Below are 18983 nucleotides of genomic sequence, written 5' to 3'. Positions count from 1 at the left end.
TCACCCGGGTGACCTGAGCGTCTGACACAGGCGGGGCCTCCCGGCGCGGTCCCGGTCCGGGTGCGCCCGCGCCGTCGGTCGCGGGGTAGCGTTGGACCACCCCCAGATCACGACCGAGAGGACGCCTCCCGTGGCAACTGCACCACCCGAAGACCAGCGCAGGCTGCTGGAGGTCCAGGCGCTCGACACCCGCGCGCAGCAGCTCGCCCACCAGCGCAAGAGCCTGCCGGCGCTCACGCAGCTGACCGAGCTCGACGGCCGCATCGCCGACCTGCGCGCCTCGCTCGTCGAGTCGCGCACCCGGGTGGCAGACCTGAAGCGTGAGCTCACCAAGGCCGAGGGCGACGTCGAGCAGGTGCGCAACCGCGCCGCGCGCGACCAGCAGCGGCTCGACACCGGCAGCGTGAGCGCCAAGGACGCCGTCGCCCTGACCGACGAGCTCCGCTCCCTCGCCGCGCGCCAGGCCGCGCTCGAAGAGGTCGAGCTCGACGTCATGGAGCGCCTCGACGCGCACGAGGACGCGCTGGCCAAGGTCGAGTCCGCGAACGACGAGCTCGTCGCGGAGAAGACCAAGGTCGAGGGGGAGCGCGACAAGGGCTGGGCCGACCTCGACGCGCAGGGCGCGGCGCTCGCGGCCAGCCGCGTCACCGCGGTGGAGGGCCTCGACGCGGACCTGGTCGCCCTCTACGAGAAGCTCCGCGCGCAGCTCGGCGGCACGGGCGCCGCGGTGCTGAACGGCAACCGCTGCGACGGCTGCCGCATGGACCTGCCGCCCGTCGACCTGGCGAAGATCCGCAGCGCCGCGCCCGACGCCGTGGTGCGCTGCGAGGAGTGCGGCCGCATCCTGGTGCGCGTCGCCTCCCCGACGGGCGCTGCCGCCGGATGAGCTCCGCGGGAGCATCCCCGCGCCTGGACGAGGCCCTGCCGCTCACCGTCGTCCTCGTGCGGCACGGCGTGACCCCGCTGACCGAGGCCGGCGTCGGCTCCGGGTCGGACGTCCCGGGCCCGGCGCTGAGCCCCCGCGGCCGGATCCAGGCGGCCCAGGCCGCAGACGCCGTGTTCCGCGTCGGGCGCGAGCCCAGGGCGGGCGCGGCGTCGTCGGGCGGGATGCGCGGCGGCGGCCTCTGGCCGGACCTGCCCCGCCCGACGGCGCTCGTCGCGTCCCCGGCGGTGCGCGCCCAGGAGACGGCAGCCGCCGTCGGACGACGCCTCGGGCTGCACGTCAGCACGGACGACCGGTTCGCCGAGTTCCGGTTCGGGCAGTGGGAGGGGCGCACCGTCCCGGAGATCGAGCAGGAGTGGCCCGGTGCGATGACGCTGTGGCGTTCGACCGGCACGTTCGCGCCGCCGGACGGCGAGTCGTACGCGCAGCTCGGCGCCCGCGTGTGGGACGGGCTGGTCGAGCTGCTGGCCGGCGGCGTGGACCGCACCGTCGTCGTGGTGGGGCACGCCGGGCAGATCCGCACCGCCGTCGGGCAGGCGCTGGGGGCGCCCGCCTCGACCTGGTCCCGGCTGCGCATCCCGCCGGCGTCGCTGTCGGTGCTGCGCCTCTGGGCGGACGGCAGCACCGAGGTGACCGCCGTCGGCGTCCCTACCGACGGCTGAGTGGCCGCCGGCTAAGTGACCAACGGCTGAGCTACCGACGGTTGAGTTACCGCCGACTGAGCTACCGCCGGCTGAGCGCGCCCCGCGCGAAGGCCGGCGCGAGCGGCACCAGGGCCAGCACGAGGACGGCGGGCAGGGCGAACCCGAGCCGCAGGTTGTCGGCGCCGACGAAGCCCGTGAGCACCGCGCCGAGCAGCGCGCCCACGTAGTTGAACTGGTTGAAGCGCGCGATGACGGCGTCGGTGCGGGCGCGGTCGGGCTCGGCCGGCGTCGTGCTGTCTGCCCCGGTGCCCTCTGCCCTGGTGCCCTCTGCTGCGGTGCCCTCCGCCGTCGGCCCCGCGGCGATGCGGCCCGCGGCCGAGAAGCTGAGCGGAGCGACCAGGGCGACCGCTGCGCCGAGCACCGTGAACCCGGCCACCGCGACCTGCCAGGTCGGCGCCAGGGCCACCAGCGCGAGGGCCCCGCTGGCGACGACCGCCCCGATCCGGAGCAGCGGCGTCACACCGAAGCGGGTCACGAGCGCCCCGCCGGCCAGCCGCACCACGATCGACGTCACGAGGTAGGGGAAGGTCGCGAGGGCAACGAGGTTGCCGGGTGCGTCGAACGACCGTGCCAGGTAGACGGGTCCCCAGGTCGAGGCCGTGGTGTCGACCATGTAGAACACGACCAGCCCGGCGCCCACGAGCCAGATCGGCTTCCACGGGATCGGCGCGGGAACGGGTGCGGCGTCCGACGGCGCGGCGTGGTTCGGCGTCTCGCTCGCGCCCCCGGGCGTCAGGCCAGGAGCGACGTCCACGCCCGGCACGACGTCGGTCCGGGCCGCGGCTCGCGGGACGAACCGCGCGAACGCGACCGCCAGCGGCACGACGGCGACGAACGCGCCGACCTCGGGGGAGAGGTGCCCCGTGGCCAGGGCGATGGCGGCGGCGATGATGCCGCCGGTGGTCCAGTACCCGTGCGACGACGGGAGGATGGGGCGGCCGTACCGGTGCTCCAGGTCGACGGCCTGCATGTTGGAGGTCGCGTCGACCAGGCCGAGCGCGACGCCGTAGAGCGCGACCCCGCCGACGAAAAAGCCGACCGCGGGGGCCAGCGTGATCGCCGGGACCGCGACGACCATGAGCGCGAGCCCGAGCCGGAGCATCGGCGCGCTGCCGACCCGGTGCGCGGCGCGCTCGGCGACCAGCGACCCGACGCCGGCGAGCAGCACCATCATGAGCAGCAGGAGCGACAGCGCCACCTCGTCCATGCCCCACTGCTCCAGGAACCGTGGCAGCCGGGTGGTGAGGCTGATGAAGACGAAGCCCTGCGCGAAGAACGCCGCGGCCACTGCGATTCGGGCGCCCGTCAGGCTGCTGATCCTCATGACCGCACATCCAACCGGTCGGTTGGCTCTGGCGCCAGGGTTCTGGCCCAGCTCATCCCTTTCGAGGCGCGACTTTTCTTCGCTTTCACCCGCCCGAAAGCGAAGAAACTTAGGCCTCGAAGGAGAGTCCCGAGGGCGAGCGTCGAACAGACGGGCTCGAGGGGAGCCTCGAACAGGCCGGCCGCCCAGCCGCCGCCCTACGCCAGGACGAGCTCCAGCGTCCGTGGCCCGCGGGGCTTCCCGTCGAGCAGGTTCGCCTCGATCAGCGTCTGGTCCTTGCCGGAGCCGATCTCGGTGAGCACCACCGACCCGACCAGCTCCTGGGCGGCCTTGAGCACGTCCTCGCTGGTCCGGGCCTCGGACTCGCGCCGCAGCAGGTGTCCGGCGAGCACACCCCGCGTGTGCTTGGCGTTGTGCGAGACCACGCTCCGCTTCCCGTCCGTCTCGCGCAGCACGCGCACCTCCACCCACTCGGCGGCCGCCGACCCGTCGGCGCCCACTCCGACGGTGCGCGGCTTCCACGCCGCGACATAGGTTGCGGACCGGCAGTCGACGACGACGTCGCCCGCGGCCCGCGCGTCCAGCACCTCGGTCAGGGCGGGCTTCCAGAACGTGGCGAGCCGGCCGGCGTCGGGCAGGCCGACGCCCATGCCGAGCCGGTAGGCGGGGATGCGGTCGCCGGGCGCGACCACGCCCCACAGCCCCGAGAAGGTGAGGACGCTCTCCTGGGCGCGTCGCGCGGCGGCGTCGGGCAGGCCGGCGAGGCCGGCCGCCGCGTACAGGACGCCGGTGTAGACCTGGGCGGCAGGCGCCGCGGGGGCCTCGTGCAGCGCGGTGTTGCGCGCCACCTCCTCGGCGAGCCCGTCGCTGACCCCGAGGGCCGCCGTCGCACCGGGCTGCGCGCTGACCTGCGCCAGCTCGGCCAGTACCTGCCGGCGTCGGGCCGTGAGCTCCGGGTGGGCGAGGGCGGTCAGGTCGAGGGGAGCGGCGCCGTCGGGCGCGGGTGTCTTGCCCTCGGAGGGCGGAAGGAGCAGGAGCACCCGCTCAGCCTAGGTCGCGGACCCAGGTGTGCGCGCATGAGGCCGGTCACGCTGCCCGCGGCCGGTGACCGTGGAACGCGCAGCCGGCGAACGTAGGGTTCGTCGCGTTCTGGCCGCTCAGACGGCGACGAACCCTACGTTCGGCTCGCCGGTCGATGGGGGATGAGGCGGTTAGCGGCCTCAGCGGGAGTGTCGGTCCCTGAACTGTGTTGCACTCGGTAGGCGTTGTCGACACACAGCGACACTGCTCCGGCACGTCAGCGTTCCGGGGCCGCCCCCTAGGGTGGCGCGCATGGCGTAGATCAAGGTGTACGGGAACCGGTCGGTGTGGGGCGGGCGGCGCGCGGAGGTCTCCGACGCGCTCCACCAGGCGCTCGTGCGGACCTGGCAGCTCCCGCCGGAGAAGCGGTTCCACCGCTTCCTCCTGCTGGACGACGGCGACCTGCTCGCCCCGCGCTCCGACGCCTACCTGGTCGTCGAGATCGTCTGCTTCACCGGCCGCAGCCGCGAGGCGAAGCGCGCGCTGATCGCCGCGCTGTACGACGACGTCGCGCCGCAACTCGGTCTGTCCGCGGACGACCTGGAGGTGGTGATCCTGGAGAGCCCGCGCGAGAACTGGGGGATCCGCGGGATGCCGGGGGACGAGCTGGCACTGAGCTATCGCGTGGACGTCTGACGGCTCTGTGCAACCGGCCGCCGTGGCGAGCGGAGTGGAGGGTTGACGGTACTCTTCTACCTGCGGACGAGTCGGTCGGGCGGTCGCGTCGGGCACCCTCGGGTGCCCGCCGAGGAACGTCCGGGCTCCACAGGGCAAGGTGGTGGTTAACAGCCACCCGGGGTGACCCGCGGGACAGTGCCACAGAAAACAGACCGCCCTCGGTCCTCGGACCGGGGGTAAGGGTGAAACGGTGGTGTAAGAGACCACCAGCGCCACCGGTGACGGCGGCGGCTAGGTAAACCCCACCTGGAGCAAGGTCAGACAGACTGTGTTTGAGGGCTGCTCGCCCGATTCTCTTACGAGAAGCACAGTCGGGTAGACCGCTCGAGCCCTGCGGCAACGTAGGGCCTAGATGGATGACCGTCGCCCGCGCGGGGGTAACCGCGCGCGGGAACAGAACCCGGCGTACAGACCGGCTCGTCCGCTTTTAAGGCCCTGACCTGCATCGGAGCATCAGTCGGAGGCTTCCAGGGGCGAGATCACGTTCGCAGTTGCGCCATGGTCGCCTGGCCTGAAGGCCGTGGTGATACCAGTAGGTTTCCAGGGTCTCACTCGCGTCCTTGTGGCCAGTCGTGCCTGAACCGGTCCAGTACCGCGCTCGGGCCGACCGGAATGCTGACGATCGTCTCGGGCGCGCTTCCCGGGGCCAGCATTGTCGCTGGCCCCGCCGGCCTTTCGTCGACGAGGAGTCGCTACCTCGCGTCGGCAAGGGTGATCCGGCGCCGCAGGGCCTGGGCTAGTGGTGCTTCCCACACGTCGGCGCCCTCCGTCGGATCGGGACCGTCGTGCGGAAGCCGGGCCATCGTCTGCTTGGTGACGCGGATAGCCTCCCGGTCGCGCCGGGCGATGCGTCGGGCCAGGCGCTTGGCCTCGGCCCACACGTTCTCGGTCGGGACGACGGATTGCACGAGCCCGCCCTCCAGCGCCTCCTGGGCGTTGATGGCATCGCCGAGCAGCAGCATCGCGCGGGTCCGGCCGGAACCGATCTCGGCGACCAGGCGGTCCAGCACCTCGCTCGGACCCACCGGGATGCTGACGACCGTCTCGGGCGCGCGGAACCGTGCGTCCTCGGCGGCCACGCGCAGGTCGCTCGCGACCGCCAGCCCGAGCCCTGTTCCGGCGACGTTGCCGTGCAGCGCCGCGACTGTCACCGCCGGGCAGGTGCGCCAGGCGCGCAGCACCTCGTCGCTGAGCTCGACGAGGTTCCGGTAGCCGTCGGGGTCGTTGGTGGCGAGCTGGCCGAGCTCGTCCAGGTCGCCGCCTATGCAGAAGTGGCGCCCTTCGGCGCGCAGCACGACGGCGGCGACGTCGTCGGGCAGCGTCGTGAGCACGTCGCCCAGGGCGGTCAGCGTCGCTCGGTCGAGCCGGTTGTCGCCGTTGGGTCGCGTGAGGGTCACCACCAGCACGGCGTCCTCGCGGTTGACCACGACGGGTCCGGTGGCGGACGCGCTCTCACCAGCGGCCACCGCCGCACCAGCACGCGCGGTCGCGGCTGGACGGGGTCGCCGCCGTACCGGTACCGAACGTGTTCCGCGGAAGGCGAGGGTCTCGTCGTAGCCCACTGGCCCGGCGAACTCGAGATCGAACCGCTGCAGCACCTCGGGGAACAGTGTCGTCGCTTCCAGACGGGCCAGCGGCGCGCCTAGGCAGTAGTGCATGCCCACGCCGAAGGCGAGGTTGCGGCGGGGTGGGCGCGAGAGGTTCAGGTCGTGCGGCGAGTCGTAGGCGTCGGGGTCGTGGTTGGCCGCGGCGACCACTGCGTGCACGATCTGCCCGGCTGTCACCGGGATGCCGCCCGGCAGCTCCGTGTCCTGCGCCGCGTACCGGGTCATGAGCTGTACGGGCGATACGAAGCGAACCAGCTCCTCGACGGCGCCGTGCACGGCTTCCGGGTGCTCGAGCATCCACGTGGCCTGGTCGGGCCGGCGCAGGAGCTGCACCACGCCGTCGGACAGCAGGGACGTCGTCGTCTCGAGGCCCGCCTCGATCATGACGTTGAGCTGGGAGCCGGCCACCGCGCGCACCGCGGGGTCGGTCTCTGTGTCGAGCCACATTCCCAGCGGGGAGTCCTCCGGGAGCCGGGGTCTGGGCTGGGCGACGAGCTGTTCCCAGTACGCGTTCCACAGCTTGCCCGCGCGGTCGGCCTGCGCCATCCGCGCCTTGCTCGGCGCGAGGTCGTGCACGTTCGAGAGCTTGCGGCTCATCTCGCACAGCAGCGGGATGTCCTCGCGCGGCAGCCCGAGAACGATGCAGAGCACCGCCATGGGCAGCCGGTCGCCGACCAGGGCCCCGAAGTCCGCCTCGCCGTCGGCGCGCAGCACCGCATCGAACCGGTCGAGGTACTCGTGGACGGTCTGGACGATCTGCGGTGTGAGGTCAGCGACCGACTGCGGCGAGACGAACGAGCCAAGGCTGCGGCGCAGCCCGGCGTGCCCGGGCGGGTTGGTGCCGAGCGCGGAGTCGTGCAGGAACTTCAGGCCCGGGTGCCGCACCCACGTCGGCTGGCGCGCGGTGCGCCAGGCGGCGTCCACGGTGCGCCAGCCGGATCCGCTGAGCACCTCGTGGCTCGCGCCGTGCGAGGTGACCATCCAGGCTCCCCACGGCATGCGTACCGCCGGGCCCATGGCCCGCAGCTCGTCGTAGACGGCGTGGGGGTCGGCGCGCCCTTCGGGCGCGCTCAGGTGCCGGATCAGCTTGGTCACGCGGCGGCGGGACTCGCGGTCCGAACTGGCTGCGACGGCGTCTGTCGTCTTCCGGGATCTACCGCTGTGGTCAGGCACTGGGGGCTCCTTCTTCAGCCAAGACACCATCTCGTCTGCCGACGGACAACGTTAAACATAACGTACATACCGGGCAGAAAGCTGGGCCCTTGCGGGTCGCCGTGTGACCATTGCGTAAAAGAGTGACTATGAGGCAGTCATGTGACGGTGTGGGTAGTCTTGTGCGCCGTTGGCGCAACCTGGCAGCCTCGGCAACCGCCCGCCACGCCGACCCCGGTGTCGAAGACCCCCTGTCGGTTCGTCACGAACGACACCGTCATTGCCGGGTCGGTCGGCGGAGAGGCGCGACGCCTCGGGGAGGCTGCGGTGGACGAGGTCGAGTCCTGGGTGCGCACCGGGACGTCCCGTACGCCGGTGCACCCGGAGACCCGACGGCGAACCCCGCGCGGGCATGGCGCACGAAGACCTGCGTGAACGGCAAGGCGCACCTCGATGCCGTCTGACGCTCCAGGGGCAGGTCAGACGCGGGCAGGCGTGCGGGCCGCCTGGCGCTCGGGAGTGAACGTCACCGGTAGCGTGGACGGGTAGCGCGACCACGGCGATGGCGCCCACTTCACCACCGGGTCGGTGAGCCTCAGGTCGAGCCGCTCCATGAGGCTCTCCACCGCGATCTTGACCACGAGCCGCCCGGGGCGCTTGGCGGGGCACGCGTGCGGCCCGACGCCGAAGGACAGGTGCGACCGGTTGCCCGCCTCGAAGAGGTCGTCGCTGGTGCGTACCCGCGGGTCGTTGTTCGCGGCGGCCACGCCCATCACTATCGCGTCACCGGCGCGGATCTGGGCGGTGCCGAGGGTGCAGTCGGTCACGGCGTACCGGGCGGGCAGGTTCGCCACGGGCGGCTCGCTCCACAGCGTCTCGTCCATCGCGTCGTCCAGGCCGCGGCGCACGCCCGTGACGCGACCCGTGTACCGCGGGTCGGTGAGCATCCGGCGAAGTGTGGCCGCGATCCAGGTCACGAGCATCTCGTTGGCCGCGCAGATCGCGATCACCATGGAGTGCACGATCTCGGTGTCGTCCTCGAAACTCGGGTGCTTGATGAAGCTGGAGGTCAGGTTCGGGCCTGGCTCCGCCCGGGTCGCGATGACGTGGTCCAGCACGATCTGGTCCATCCGGACCAGGGCTGACACGGGATCGCCGCCGTGCCCGAAGATCTCGCTCGCGCAGCGCAACAGGTCGACCCCCTGCCGCTCGTCGAACCCGAACATGGCCGACACCGCCAGGAACGACACCGCCGCCGCATACTCGCCCATCAGGTCCGCACTGCCCTTGGCGGCGAACGAGTCGATGAGCCGGGCGCAGACGACGCGCACGAGCGCTGCCGTCCGGACCTCGTCCATGTCGGCGAACGCCTCGTCCACCGGGAGCCGCAGCCGCCGGTGCTCCGCGCCGTCCGCGAAGTACAGGTTCCGCCGTCCGGTCGGGGACAGGATGGCGTGCAGGGTCGACTGCGGTGGTAGCTGCTCTCTCCAGTGCCGTGGGTTCCGGGCGAAGACGCTCTCGGTGCGCATCACCTCCATGACCTCGGCGTGCCCCAGCACGAGCCAGCCCGGTACGCCTGGCTCCAGGTCCACGGGGGCCACGGGGCCCCACTTCTCCTGCAGTTTGCGCAGCTCCGCAGTCATGTCCTCTGCACCGGTCAGGTCCACCAGCGCGACCCGGCCCCCGCTCGGCTGCGGTTCCAGGTCAGGCATGCCTCTCCACCCGTCGACATCCATCCAAATTATCCATCGAAATATGGGGCGACCTGCGTAGACGCCCGATGAGGCGTTTCTATCACGGGCAGCAGAGAACACGAAACACGCTGCTTTCTTCCCCACGGCGGCCAGGTCCGGGTCCGCTCCGGTAGAACGATCGCTATGAGCTCGGTGGCGAACGTCATGATCTCGGTCGATGTGGACGACACCGAGAACGCGGAGGCGCCGAGCGAGTGACTGCGGACGGAGGCTCCCCTCCGGTCGAGTCCTGCCTATGCCTTGAGTCGATCCGCTTCGGCCAGCAGCAGCTCGCCGAACGGCTGAAAGCCGATACTGCAGGCGTAGACGCCGCTGAAGACACGGTGGATGGTGCCCCACTCCCAGATGGCGGTGGCATCTACGCCCGTGCGAGATGCCAGTCGCTCGGTCCGCGCCCGGAGGTCGTCGCCGAGGTCCGGGTTGCAGCGCACGATGGTGCCGAGATCGCACGCCGGTTCGGCCCGCAGCCCGGCTGGATCGATGAGCTTGTAGCTGCCGTCGCTCGCCTGCAGGGCGTTCAGCTCGTGGATGTCGCCGTGGACCAGAACCGCGGATCGGTCGTCGTGGGCAAGGCGGCGACGGTTCATGCACTCCAGCGCGTACGCCACGGTGGCCGGCGAACACGGACGCCCCGCCTGCTCCCAGAGTCCTGGTAGCCGGTGGGCGTACTGCTCAGCCAGGTTCGCACCGGTCGGAAGATCGATGTCGGGGCCGAGCGGACGCCACAGGCGGACCGCCACATCGCACAGCAAGCTGTGGCGGCTGACCGGGTCGGCCACGATGTCGTACATCGGAGCCCCGAGGCGCTCCAGCAGAAGGGCTTGCCGATCCGTGTCTTCGCCCAACAGCCTGGCGCATCCCTCGCCGTCCGCCAGGCGCAGCAGCGTGGCCTCCGGTCCGATGTCCCGACCCGGCACGCCGATCTTGAGGACCGCCGGAGTCCCGTCGACCTGCGTCGCCTCGACGACCAGGGCGACGTGACCGCCCGCGAGGCTGGACCCGATCGTCAGCGACCACTCCTCGGCCAGCGAGTCGACCATGCCCGGGAGCTCGTCCAGCCAGGACTCGTTCCCGCCGGCCATGACCGTGTTGCGGACCTGCTCGGGAACGTCGAGGATCACACCGCCAGGCTAGACCGTGCCGTCCCCCATGAGCCTCTGCAGGGCGTGTCGGTGGCTACTGGCAAGATGCCAGGCGTGCCAGTTCCTGACCTGATCCCGATCGCCCACGAGCCCGACTACCGGACTGCCACGATCGGCCGGTACGACGACGGGCAGTTCTTCGCGTCCCTCACCTATGCCTTCCGCGACGGGTACAACGCGACCTGGGGCGACTGGCTGGATCACAAGCTCGCCTTCGCTGCGCTGCACCGGTTCGACCACGACGGGCACCATGTCGGGTCCGAGTTCCTCACCGGCGGCACCGTCCGCGAGGAGCGGGACGGCGTCACCGTCGCACCAGGGCTGGAGGAGTGGCTTGCCGAGCGGCTCGACGCCCTTCCAGGGCGCGAGTTCGGCAGCATCGCGATCCGTCCGTTTCAGACCACGTACGACGGGGTCCTGTTCGGTCTGGTCCTCGAGCGGCACGGCGAGGGCGCGGGCGCTGACGACTGGGCCGAGCTCTACCCGGATGGGCTGGGCTTTTATGAGCCCTGGGACGGTATCTACGACACCTGAGCCTGCCAGGAGCGCTGACCCGTCGACGGGATGTCGACACGACGTCGATCAGGTGTCGACGCGGACTCGTGAGGATCGGGGCGTTGAACCCCACCGAACGGAGCACTTCTCGATGTCCTCGAACGAACTCGACGTACACACGCTGCGCGCGCAGCTCGACGGCGGCCTCGTGCTGCCCGGCGATCCTGACTGGGACGGCGCGCGCCAGGCGTGGCAGCTGACCGTCGACCAGCACCCGGAGGCCGTGGTCCTCGCGGCGAGCGCCAACGACGTCGTGACCGCGGTGAACGCCGCTCGTGCGACGGGCCTGCGCGTGGCGGCGCAAGGTACCGGGCACAACGCGAACCCGCTGGGCCCGCTGGCCGGCACCGTCCTGATCAAGACCTCGGCGATGCGGGGTGTCGTGATCGATGCCGAGGCGCGCACGGCCCGCGTCGAGGCGGGTGCGCTCTGGGGTGACGTCACGGCCGCCGCGGCACCGTACGGGCTCGCCGGTCTGGCGGGCACCGCGGCGGACGTCGGCGTGGTGGGCTACACCCTCGGCGGCGGCCTGTCGTGGCTGGGCCGGAAGTACGGTCTGGCCGCGAACCAGGTCGTGGCGGCCGAGGTCGTGACCGCGGACGGCGTGCTGCGGCGCATCGACGCGCAGACCGAGCCGGACCTGTTCTGGGCGATCCGCGGGGGTGGTGGCAGCTTCGCGGTCGTCACGGCGCTCGAGTTCGGCCTCGTCGAGGTCGGCGAGCTGCACGGCGGCACGCTGTTCTGGCCGATCGAGCGCGCCGCCGAGGTGCTGCACGCGTGGCGGGAGTGGACGGCGTCGGTCCCGGACGAGATCACGTCCGTCGGCCGGCTGCTGCGCTTCCCGCCGATGGAGGAGATCCCCGAGCCGGTGCGCGGCCAGTCGTTCGTGGTGGTCGAGCTGGTCTCGCTCCTGGACGGGAGCGAGACCGAGGCCGCGCTCGCGTCGCTGCGCGCCCTGGGACCGGTCATGGACACCGTGCAGCCCTGCACGCCCCAGGCGCTGGCCGAGATCCACATGGACCCGCCGGGCCCCGTGCCCGGGACGGGCGACGGTGTCCTGCTGAACGAGCTGCCGGCCGAGGCGTTGGACGCCTACCTCTCGGTGGCCGGTCCGGAGGCCGACTTCCCGGTGCTCAGCGCCGAGATCCGCCACCTCGGTGGCGGGTTCGCGCCGCGGCCGGCGCAGGGTGGCGCAGTGACCGGGTTCGACGCGGCCTATGCCGTGTTCTCCGTGGCGATCACCCCGGTCGAGGCAGCCGTGAAGGCGACGCACCGCGGCCTGGACGCCCTCGCCGAGGCCATGCGCCCCTGGACCGCCCCGACCGGCTACCTGAACTTCGCCGAGCGCGCCGGCGGAGTGCCCTTCGCCGACCCCGGCACGCTGGACCGGCTCGGCCGGGTCAAGGCGCAGTACGACGCCGCCGACGTCGTCCGCGGCAACCACCCGGTCGCGCCCGCGCGGGCCTGACCACCGCCGTCCTCGTGGCCGCCTCCTCGAGGGAGGACGGCGGCCGCGGGGACCGCCCGCCCACCAGGACCACCCACAGGCGGAGGTCAGCTCGCCGCGTACAGCTCGGCGCGATCACGCCGCACCGGCCACGCGTCGAGCTCGTCGGGCTCTTCCGGCCGCCGTCGGGCGAAAGCCCGCACGACCGCCGCCATCTGGTACGTCGTGCTGTGCGGCAGACCCGCCGGGCCGTTCTCGGTGAGCAGGCCCAGCTCCACGAGCGAGTCCAGGACGCTCCAGACGTCCTCGCACGTCATGCCCAACGCGTCGGCGGCCTCGTGGATGGCGAAGGTCCCGCTCTCCAGCCCCGCGGTCCGCCGCAGCGCTCGCGCCTGCGCGGGCCGCAGGCGCAGGTAGGCCCGCAGGACGGGAGCCTCGGCGAGCAGGCAGTCGTCGTGCACCGTCGCGGCCGGGTTGGCGAGCTCGTGGGCGAGCTGGTCGGCCATCGCGGCGACGCTCCAGCGGGGGTGGGTGTTCAGCCGCCCACCGATGAGGCGCAGCGACAGCGGCCAGCCGCAGGACAGCGCGACCAGGCGTGCGGCGGCGTCCGGGTCACCGGCGAGCCGGTCCCGGCCGGCGACGTGCGTCAGGAGCCGCAACCCGTCGTCGGCGGGCAACGGCCCGGCCTGGACCCACGTCGTGCTCACCGGCTCGGGGTGCCAGCGGCGCGCGACGAACAGCACCGCGCTGCCCGGCGGCAGCACGGCGGTCAGCGTGCCGAGCGTCGTGGTGTCCTCCACACCGTCCAGGACTGCCAGGACCCGCCGGTCCTTGGTCGCGTCCCGGAGCGTGACCGCCCGGGCGGTCGCCGAGCCGGGCACGTCGGCGGGCGGGACGCCGTAGGCGCCGAGCCAGGCCCCGAGGACCTCGGTGAGGCCCCCGGCCGTCCGGCCGAGGTCTCCGTAGAGACAGCCGCCGGGGTAGCGGCCGACGGCGCGGTGGGCCGCCTCGACGACGAGCGCCGACCTGCCCAGCCCGTCGAGCCCGTGGACGCCGACGGTCGTGACCGTCCCGTCGGCGGGTTCTTCGAGCGCGGCGGCGATGCGGGCAAGCTCCGCGTCCCGGCCGGTGAACTGGGGCAGGCGCGCCGGGAGCAGGGTGGGCGCCGGACCGTCCTGCCCTGGACCGTCCTGCCCTGAACCGTCCCGCCCTGTGCGGGAGCCGGAGCGGGGCCGGTCCGGCCGGCCGGCGTCCAGCGCGGGCGGTACATGCTCGGGCGTGGTCAGGAGGCCGGGGTCGGACACGAGGATGCGCTGGTGCGCGGCCCGGAGCGCGGGCCCGGGATCGATGCCGAGCTCGTCGCGGAGCAGGGCCTCACCCGCGTGGTAGACGGCCAGGGCGTCGGCCTGCCTGCCCTGCCGGTACAGCGCACGCATGAGCAGCTCCCGCAGCCGCTCCAGGAACGGGTGCTGCTCCACGAGCAGCGTCAGCTCCGCCGCGACGTCCTCCTGCCCGACGGCGTCGGTCCCGGCGTCGAGCATCGCCGCGAACCGGAGCTCGGTGGCGGCCAGGCGGGCGGCCTGCAGCCGGGCGCGCTGCCGCGCGAGGTACTCACCCGGCGCGCCGTCCAGACCGTCGCCCGTCCAGAGCGCGAGCGCCTGGGTGAGCGACGTCGCCGCCGCACCCGGGCTGCCGGCCGCGGCCTGGTCCCGCCCCCGCGTCACCAGATCCCGGAAGACCACGGCGTCGACGGATCCGGGCGGCGTGTGCACCGCGTATCCCGTGCCGGCCGTCTTGATCACGACGGCTGACCCCGAGAAGACCTGCCGCAGCCGGGAGACATAGGTGCGCAGCGTGCCCCAGGCACCCTTCGGCGGGGCCTCGCCCCACAGGGCGTCGACCAGCTCCTCGCCGGGTACCACGCGGCCTTCGTGCAGCAGGAGCACGGCGAGGACCGCACGTTGCTGCGGGGAGCCCAGCGGGATCTCCGTGCCGTCCCGCCACATACGGACAGGGCCGAGCAGGGCCAGGTGAAGATCGGACATGAGGGTTCGCTTCCCGGGGCGCTCGCGGACGTCGAGACGTGGCCGATCGACGCCCCAGGCTAGCGGAGCGCGGCCGGCAGTCGGAGTGTCTCGGTGTCTCGGTCGTCCCGTGGCGACGGGACGACCCGGGCCGCCAAGGGACTCCGTCCCGCTGTGTGCAGGTATCTGTGTGCAGAGAAACGAGGCGAGCCGGGCGGGCCTGATACACGCGGCCAGGGTGACGTGACCTGTGCGACGGGTTCAGCGCCTCGTCTCGTACCTGTTCAGCACCACTCCGCCGGCAAACGTGCGCGTCTCCACCAGGTTCAGGTTCACCCAGCTGTCCAGCGCGGTGAAGAACGGTATGCCCCCGCCCACCAGCACCGGATGGGTGACGACCGTGTACTCGTCGATCAGCCCGGCCCGCATGGCCGCCGCGGCGAGCTTCGCCCCACCGACCCGCATCGGCCCGCCGTCCTCGGCCTTGAGCCGGGCGATCTCCGCGACCGCGTCGCCGTCGAACAGCCGAGCGTCCCAGTCGACCTCGTCGATCGTCGACGAGAACACGACCTTCGGCGTGTCCCGCCAGTTCCGCGCGAACTCGATCTGCGCCGGCGTCGCGCCCGGCTGCTGGTCGCCCGTCGGCCAGTAGGAGCTCATGATCTCCCACAGCTTGCGCCCGTACAGGAACAGCTCGATGGCCCGCTCCTCGTCGAGCCACCACTCGAACAGCTCGTCGTTCGGCTCGCTCCAGCCGATGTCGTCACCGGGCGCGGCGATGTAGCCGTCCACGCTGAGGTTCATGCCGTAGAGCAGCTTGCGCATGGGTCGATGCCTTCCGTCGGGTCGGTCTCCAGCGCAGACCGGCACGGAGCGGAGAACTCATCGGTGGGTGGCGCGTGCCTGGCCCCTAGGGTGCTCGGATGATCGAGGTACCGGACGCGTTCGTTCGGACCACCATCGAGCGGGAGGGCGAGTCCGGAGCGGCGTGGCTCGCCGAGCTGCCCGGGATCGTGGACGCGCTGACGGCGCGTTGGGAGTGCGCGCCCGACGGCGCCGTCCTGCACGGAGGTGTGGGCGTCATCGTTCCGGTCCGACGGCGGTCCGGCGACGCCGCGATGCTGAAGGTGTCGTTCCCGCACCCCGGCAACGTCCATGAGCCGGACGCGTTCGCGGCGTGGGGCGGGCGCGGTGCCGTTCTGCTGCACGCACGGGACGACGCGCGGTTCGCGATGCTCCTGGAGCGGGCCCAGACCTCGACCCTGGCCGACGCCGACGCCGACTACGGCGACGACCTCGTGGCGGTCGCGGGCCGGCTCAGTCGAAGACTGGCCGTTCCCGCGCCACCCGGCCTGCCCCGGCTGCGCCATCGGGCCGAGGCCTGGGAGCAGGAGCTGCACCGGGACGCCGAGGAGCTGCCGCACCGGCTGCCGGCCTACGTGGTGGACGCCGCCGTGGCGACCGTCCGTGAGGTCGTGAGCGTCCAGCCGGACGTGCTCGTCCACGGGGACCTTCATCCGAGAAACATCCTGCGCGCCGACCGTGAGCCATGGCTGGCGGTCGACCCAAAGGGGTACGCGGGGGATCCCGCCTACGACGCAGGTGCGCTCCTGAAGGCGCGGGCGGTGACGTTCCTTGAAGCCGACGACCTGCGAAAAGCCGTTCGTCGCACCCTCGACGTCTTCGCCGAGGCCGCCGAGCTCGACCGCGAGCGAGTTCAGCGCTGGGCTCAGCTCCACCTGGTGCAGGCAGCGTTCTGGGGCCGCCGCCGCGGGTTCCGGATCGCTCGGAACGGCGCACCGGTGGACCGGCTCACCGAGTACGCGGAACATCTGGCGGGAATGCTGACAGAGCGTGCCTGAGCATCCCGGAGTGCTTGGGCAGCCCGGAGTACTTCTGTCGATTCCCGGGCCGTTCGATGGCACGCTTCACCCCATGAGCGACGAGACGATCGGTTCCGCGAACCCTGGTTCCACGGAGCAGAAGGTCCATGGTTCCGCGGGTTCTCTCGCGCTGGGGCTCGGCCTGGTCCTCGGCGGCGCGGCCGTCCTCTACCTGGTCCTGGGGCTCCGCCTGGTGCCGAACGAGGCGGCCTTGGTGCTCTTCATGTTCATCGGCGGCACCGCGATCGTCGTCGGCGCCGTCCAGCTCGTCATCGGCGTCTACCAGCTCGCCGACAACGTCGACCGCATGGCCAAGGCAGTGCTCAACAGGGAGAGCGACTAGCGCTCGGAGGAGCCTGCGCCCGCCGGCGTCGTCGCAAAAAACAGCGAGATCCGTGTCCGCCTCCGTCAGGATGGCCGGCATGAGCGAGGCGGGCATGAGCGAGGCGGGCATGAGCGAGGCGGGCAGTGACAAGACCGGCACGGATCAGATCGAGGTCGTCGTCGCCCACAGCCAGCGCGCGACGCTGCGCGTCGGCGACGTGTTCCTGAAGGTCGACGGCGACGCGGCGCACGCCGACGTCGAGGTGCGGGCGATGGCCCTGGCGCCGGTCCCGACCCCCGCGATCCTCTGGCGTGAACCCCCTGTGCTCGCGATCGCCGCCGTCCCCGGCACGGCCCTGGGCGTGCTCGGCGCGCCGTCGGAGGCGTCGTCGGCCGCGTGGGCGGCGGCGGGAGCCGCGATCCGGAAGCTGCACGAAGCGCCCCTACCGCCGTGGCCGGGGCGCTCGCTGGACGACTTCGCGGCGGAGCTCGACACGGAGTGCGCATGGCTGCTCGCCAGCGGCGCGCTGCCCGCCGAGGTGGTGCGGCGTAACCGTGAGATCGCCGAGGCCGCCCTGCGGCCGTGGACGCCCGCGTTCATCCACGGCGACCTGCAGATCACCCACGTGTTCGTCGACGGCGACGAGGTCACCGGCGTCATCGACTGGTCCGAGGCGGCCCCCGGTGACGCCATGTTCGACCTCGCGATCCTGACCCTCGGGCACGAGGAGCGGCTCGACGACCTGCTCGCCGGCTACGGTCCCGGCGCGGACCGCGACGTGATCCGCGCGTGGTGGTCGCTGCGCAGCCTGACGGCGTCGCGCTGGCTGATCGAGCACGGCTTCGACCCGGACACGCCGGGGTGCGAGTTCGACGTCCTCCGGTCCCGGATGGCGGACCCCGGGGATAGGTAGCCTGTCGGGGTGCTGATCGAGCGACTGAGCGTCAGGCCCGCCGAGGTCGAGCGGGGCGTCTGGCCGTGGACGGTGCCGGCCGTCGCCGAGATCGCGGCCCGCGGTGTGCGGCTGACCAGCGGCATCGTGGTCCTGATGGGGGCCAACGGGTCCGGCAAGTCCACGGTGCTCGAAGCGATCGCCGAGCAGTACGGGATCGACGTGCGGGGCGGTCACGGCGGCCGCAGGTACGCGAGCCAGCTCGAGCCGAGCCCCCTGGGCGAGGCCCTCGTGCTGGACCGGACGATCTCCGGGGCCCGGATGCTCCGGCAGAAGGCGAAGGGCTTCTACCTGCGCGCCGAGACCGCCGCCGGGATGCTGGAGTTCATGACCGGGGCCGGGGTGAGCGGCTACGGCGACCGGCTCTCGACGGAGGTCAGCCACGGCGAGTCCTACCTCCAGGCGATCTCCGGCAGGTTCGCCGGCCCCGGCCTCTACCTGCTCGACGAGGCCGAGGGGCCGCTGTCGTTCGAGTCGACCCTCCAGCTGCTGTACCGGCTGCAGGACCTCGTGGCCGACCACGATGCGCAGGTCATCTACGCGACGCACTCCCCGCTGGTCGCGGCGATCCCCGGCGCGCAGATCCTGGAGATGACCGACGACGGCATCGCCGAGCGCGCGTGGTCCGAGCTGGAGTCGGTCGCCCTCTGGAAGAGGTTCCTCGGCCGTCCGCACATGTTCTTCGACGCCGAGTGACCGGCCGAAGACAACGACTGGCGGCGCCCCTCACAGCTCCCTGGTGAGGAACACCGAGTCCCCGTGGACGGCGTCCGGCTCGACGCGACCCGACTCGGTGAACCCGACCTTCGCCAGCACGCGGAGCGAGGCGTCGTTCCAGGCCCGGACCGTGGCCCACAGCCGCTCGTAGCCCGAATCCCGCGCCCAGCCGAGCACCGCCCACGCGGCTTCGGTCGCGTACCCCTGACCCCAGGCCCGGCGCAGCAGCTCGAACGCGAGCTCCGGCTCGTCGTCCGGCACCTGGGAGCCGGTGATCAGGCCGCAGTAGCCGATCACGTCGCCCGAGCCCTTCAGCTCCAGCGCCGGCAGCCCGAGGGCCGCGGGCTCGGCGGCGTCCCGGATCCACCCCGCGACGTCCTCGACCGTCGGCCGGCCGTCGACGCCGATCCGGCGGTGCGGGGGTACGCGCGGGTCGCGCTCGGTCCACATCTCGTGCTGGACGGCGGCCTCGGACACGCGCCAGGGCCGCAGCAGCAGGCGATCGGTCTCGAGCAGGAACATGCGGCCGACCCTATCCGGCGCCTTCGGGACGCCGTCCGAGCCGTCCGACGTCCGAGCGACCCGACGTCCGAACCATCTGACGTCCGAACCATCTGACGTCCGAACCATCCGACGTCCGAACCATCTGACGTCGAGCAGTGCATTCAGCCCGATATATCCAGACCGATGTATGTG

At 72.3% G+C, this 18983-nt stretch carries 17 protein-coding genes and 1 other RNA gene; 10 read left to right on the top strand and 8 right to left on the bottom strand.

The window, feature by feature from the left end:
- Window positions 1-130 precede the first annotated feature (130 nt).
- Together ACFU5G_RS07825 and ACFU5G_RS07820 are read left to right on the top strand one after the other, a co-directional pair.
- Window positions 131-886, top strand: coding sequence for a zinc ribbon domain-containing protein (locus ACFU5G_RS07825; protein ID WP_377242451.1), 756 nt, complete (start codon window positions 131-133; stop codon window positions 884-886).
- The gene (locus ACFU5G_RS07820; protein WP_377242449.1) at window positions 883-1605 is read left to right on the top strand and encodes a histidine phosphatase family protein; all 723 of its coding nucleotides are present in this window, start codon (window positions 883-885) and stop codon (window positions 1603-1605) included. Before ACFU5G_RS07825 ends, ACFU5G_RS07820 begins: the two co-directional genes overlap by 4 nt.
- A gap of 61 nt (window positions 1606-1666) precedes the next feature.
- On the opposite strand, the gene ACFU5G_RS07815 is transcribed toward ACFU5G_RS07820, so the two are convergent.
- Window positions 1667-2971, bottom strand: coding sequence for an MFS transporter (locus ACFU5G_RS07815; protein WP_377242447.1), 1305 nt, complete (start codon window positions 2969-2971; stop codon window positions 1667-1669).
- Window positions 2972-3168: 197 nt separating this feature from the next.
- Window positions 3169-4011: a YaaA family protein gene (locus ACFU5G_RS07810; protein WP_377242445.1), complete on the bottom strand. Its 843-nt coding sequence runs from the start codon at window positions 4009-4011 to the stop codon at window positions 3169-3171.
- Between the two features lie 307 nt (window positions 4012-4318).
- Between ACFU5G_RS07810 and ACFU5G_RS07805 the strand changes: the two genes are divergently transcribed.
- Together ACFU5G_RS07805 and rnpB are read left to right on the top strand one after the other, a co-directional pair.
- Window positions 4319-4687: a tautomerase family protein gene (locus ACFU5G_RS07805; RefSeq protein ID WP_377242443.1), complete on the top strand. Its 369-nt coding sequence runs from the start codon at window positions 4319-4321 to the stop codon at window positions 4685-4687.
- 67 nt (window positions 4688-4754) lie between these two features.
- An RNA gene (rnpB, locus tag ACFU5G_RS07800) (RNase P RNA component class A) lies at window positions 4755-5153 on the top strand.
- 268 nt (window positions 5154-5421) lie between these two features.
- Here the strand turns inward: rnpB and ACFU5G_RS07795 are convergent.
- The 3 genes from ACFU5G_RS07795 to ACFU5G_RS07785 all read right to left on the bottom strand — a co-directional run bounded on the left by ACFU5G_RS07795 (window position 5422) and on the right by ACFU5G_RS07785 (window position 10363).
- On the bottom strand, window positions 5422-7431 hold the full coding sequence (locus ACFU5G_RS07795; protein WP_377242441.1) for a cytochrome P450: 2010 nt from the start codon (window positions 7429-7431) through the stop codon (window positions 5422-5424).
- A 536-nt stretch (window positions 7432-7967) separates the two neighbouring features.
- Complete coding sequence (locus ACFU5G_RS07790; RefSeq protein WP_377242440.1) at window positions 7968-9200, bottom strand: cytochrome P450; 1233 nt, start codon at window positions 9198-9200, stop codon at window positions 7968-7970.
- Between the two features lie 275 nt (window positions 9201-9475).
- A complete protein-coding gene (locus tag ACFU5G_RS07785; protein ID WP_377242438.1) occupies window positions 9476-10363 on the bottom strand; it encodes an aminoglycoside phosphotransferase family protein in 888 nt (295 codons plus the stop codon).
- Between the two features lie 75 nt (window positions 10364-10438).
- Here ACFU5G_RS07785 and ACFU5G_RS07780 point away from each other — a divergent pair, with 75 nt between their 5' ends.
- Both ACFU5G_RS07780 and ACFU5G_RS07775 read left to right on the top strand, forming a co-directional pair.
- Entirely contained in the window at window positions 10439-10918 is a 480-nt protein-coding gene (locus ACFU5G_RS07780; protein WP_377242436.1) for a hypothetical protein, read from the top strand.
- 112 nt (window positions 10919-11030) lie between these two features.
- Window positions 11031-12407, top strand: coding sequence for an FAD-binding oxidoreductase (locus ACFU5G_RS07775; protein ID WP_377242434.1), 1377 nt, complete (start codon window positions 11031-11033; stop codon window positions 12405-12407).
- 86 nt (window positions 12408-12493) lie between these two features.
- Here the strand turns inward: ACFU5G_RS07775 and ACFU5G_RS07770 are convergent, their stop codons facing one another.
- A complete protein-coding gene (locus ACFU5G_RS07770) occupies window positions 12494-14431 on the bottom strand; it encodes a BTAD domain-containing putative transcriptional regulator (protein ID WP_377242432.1) in 1938 nt (645 codons plus the stop codon).
- A 240-nt stretch (window positions 14432-14671) separates the two neighbouring features.
- Window positions 14672-15235, bottom strand: a complete 564-nt coding sequence (locus ACFU5G_RS07765; protein WP_377242430.1) for a dihydrofolate reductase family protein — start codon at window positions 15233-15235, stop codon at window positions 14672-14674.
- Window positions 15236-15333: 98 nt separating this feature from the next.
- Between ACFU5G_RS07765 and ACFU5G_RS07760 the strand changes: the two genes are divergently transcribed.
- From ACFU5G_RS07760 to ACFU5G_RS07745, 4 genes are all read left to right on the top strand, one after another.
- The gene (locus ACFU5G_RS07760; protein WP_377242428.1) at window positions 15334-16272 is read left to right on the top strand and encodes an aminoglycoside phosphotransferase family protein; all 939 of its coding nucleotides are present in this window, start codon (window positions 15334-15336) and stop codon (window positions 16270-16272) included.
- Window positions 16273-16345: 73 nt separating this feature from the next.
- A complete protein-coding gene (locus ACFU5G_RS07755; RefSeq protein WP_377242426.1) occupies window positions 16346-16636 on the top strand; it encodes a hypothetical protein in 291 nt (96 codons plus the stop codon).
- 79 nt (window positions 16637-16715) lie between these two features.
- On the top strand, window positions 16716-17531 hold the full coding sequence (locus ACFU5G_RS07750; protein ID WP_377242424.1) for a phosphotransferase family protein: 816 nt from the start codon (window positions 16716-16718) through the stop codon (window positions 17529-17531).
- A gap of 9 nt (window positions 17532-17540) precedes the next feature.
- Window positions 17541-18266 carry an AAA family ATPase gene (locus ACFU5G_RS07745; RefSeq protein ID WP_377242421.1) on the top strand — a complete coding sequence of 242 codons (726 nt, stop codon included), beginning with the start codon at window positions 17541-17543 and terminating at the stop codon, window positions 18264-18266.
- 30 nt (window positions 18267-18296) lie between these two features.
- On the opposite strand, the gene ACFU5G_RS07740 is transcribed toward ACFU5G_RS07745, so the two are convergent.
- Entirely contained in the window at window positions 18297-18809 is a 513-nt protein-coding gene (locus tag ACFU5G_RS07740) for a GNAT family N-acetyltransferase (RefSeq protein ID WP_377242419.1), read from the bottom strand.
- Between the last annotated feature and the right edge of the window lie 174 nt (window positions 18810-18983).

This window comes from Promicromonospora sp. NPDC057488, from assembly GCF_042802395.1.
Classification (GTDB): Bacteria; Actinomycetota; Actinomycetes; order Actinomycetales; family Cellulomonadaceae; genus Promicromonospora.
The sequence above is the reverse complement of the archived record's forward strand: the minus strand, read 5'-3'. Positions and strand labels throughout refer to the sequence as shown.

Bases quoted from the DNA above. Each gene is read 5' to 3' on its own strand.
- ACFU5G_RS07755 (WP_377242426.1), top strand. From the start codon at position 16,346: ATGAGCGACGAGACGATCGGTTCCGCGAACCCTGGTTCCACGGAGCAG.
- ACFU5G_RS07740 (WP_377242419.1), bottom strand. From the start codon at position 18,809: ATGTTCCTGCTCGAGACCGATCGCCTGCTGCTGCGGCCCTGGCGCGTG.
- ACFU5G_RS07820 (WP_377242449.1), top strand. From the start codon at position 883: ATGAGCTCCGCGGGAGCATCCCCGCGCCTGGACGAGGCCCTGCCGCTC.
- ACFU5G_RS07770 (WP_377242432.1), bottom strand. From the start codon at position 14,431: ATGTCCGATCTTCACCTGGCCCTGCTCGGCCCTGTCCGTATGTGGCGG.
- ACFU5G_RS07765 (WP_377242430.1), bottom strand. From the start codon at position 15,235: ATGCGCAAGCTGCTCTACGGCATGAACCTCAGCGTGGACGGCTACATC.
- ACFU5G_RS07815 (WP_377242447.1), bottom strand. From the start codon at position 2,971: ATGAGGATCAGCAGCCTGACGGGCGCCCGAATCGCAGTGGCCGCGGCG.
- ACFU5G_RS07760 (WP_377242428.1), top strand. From the start codon at position 15,334: ATGATCGAGGTACCGGACGCGTTCGTTCGGACCACCATCGAGCGGGAG.
- ACFU5G_RS07775 (WP_377242434.1), top strand. From the start codon at position 11,031: ATGTCCTCGAACGAACTCGACGTACACACGCTGCGCGCGCAGCTCGAC.
- ACFU5G_RS07790 (WP_377242440.1), bottom strand. From the start codon at position 9,200: ATGCCTGACCTGGAACCGCAGCCGAGCGGGGGCCGGGTCGCGCTGGTG.
- ACFU5G_RS07750 (WP_377242424.1), top strand. From the start codon at position 16,716: ATGAGCGAGGCGGGCATGAGCGAGGCGGGCATGAGCGAGGCGGGCAGT.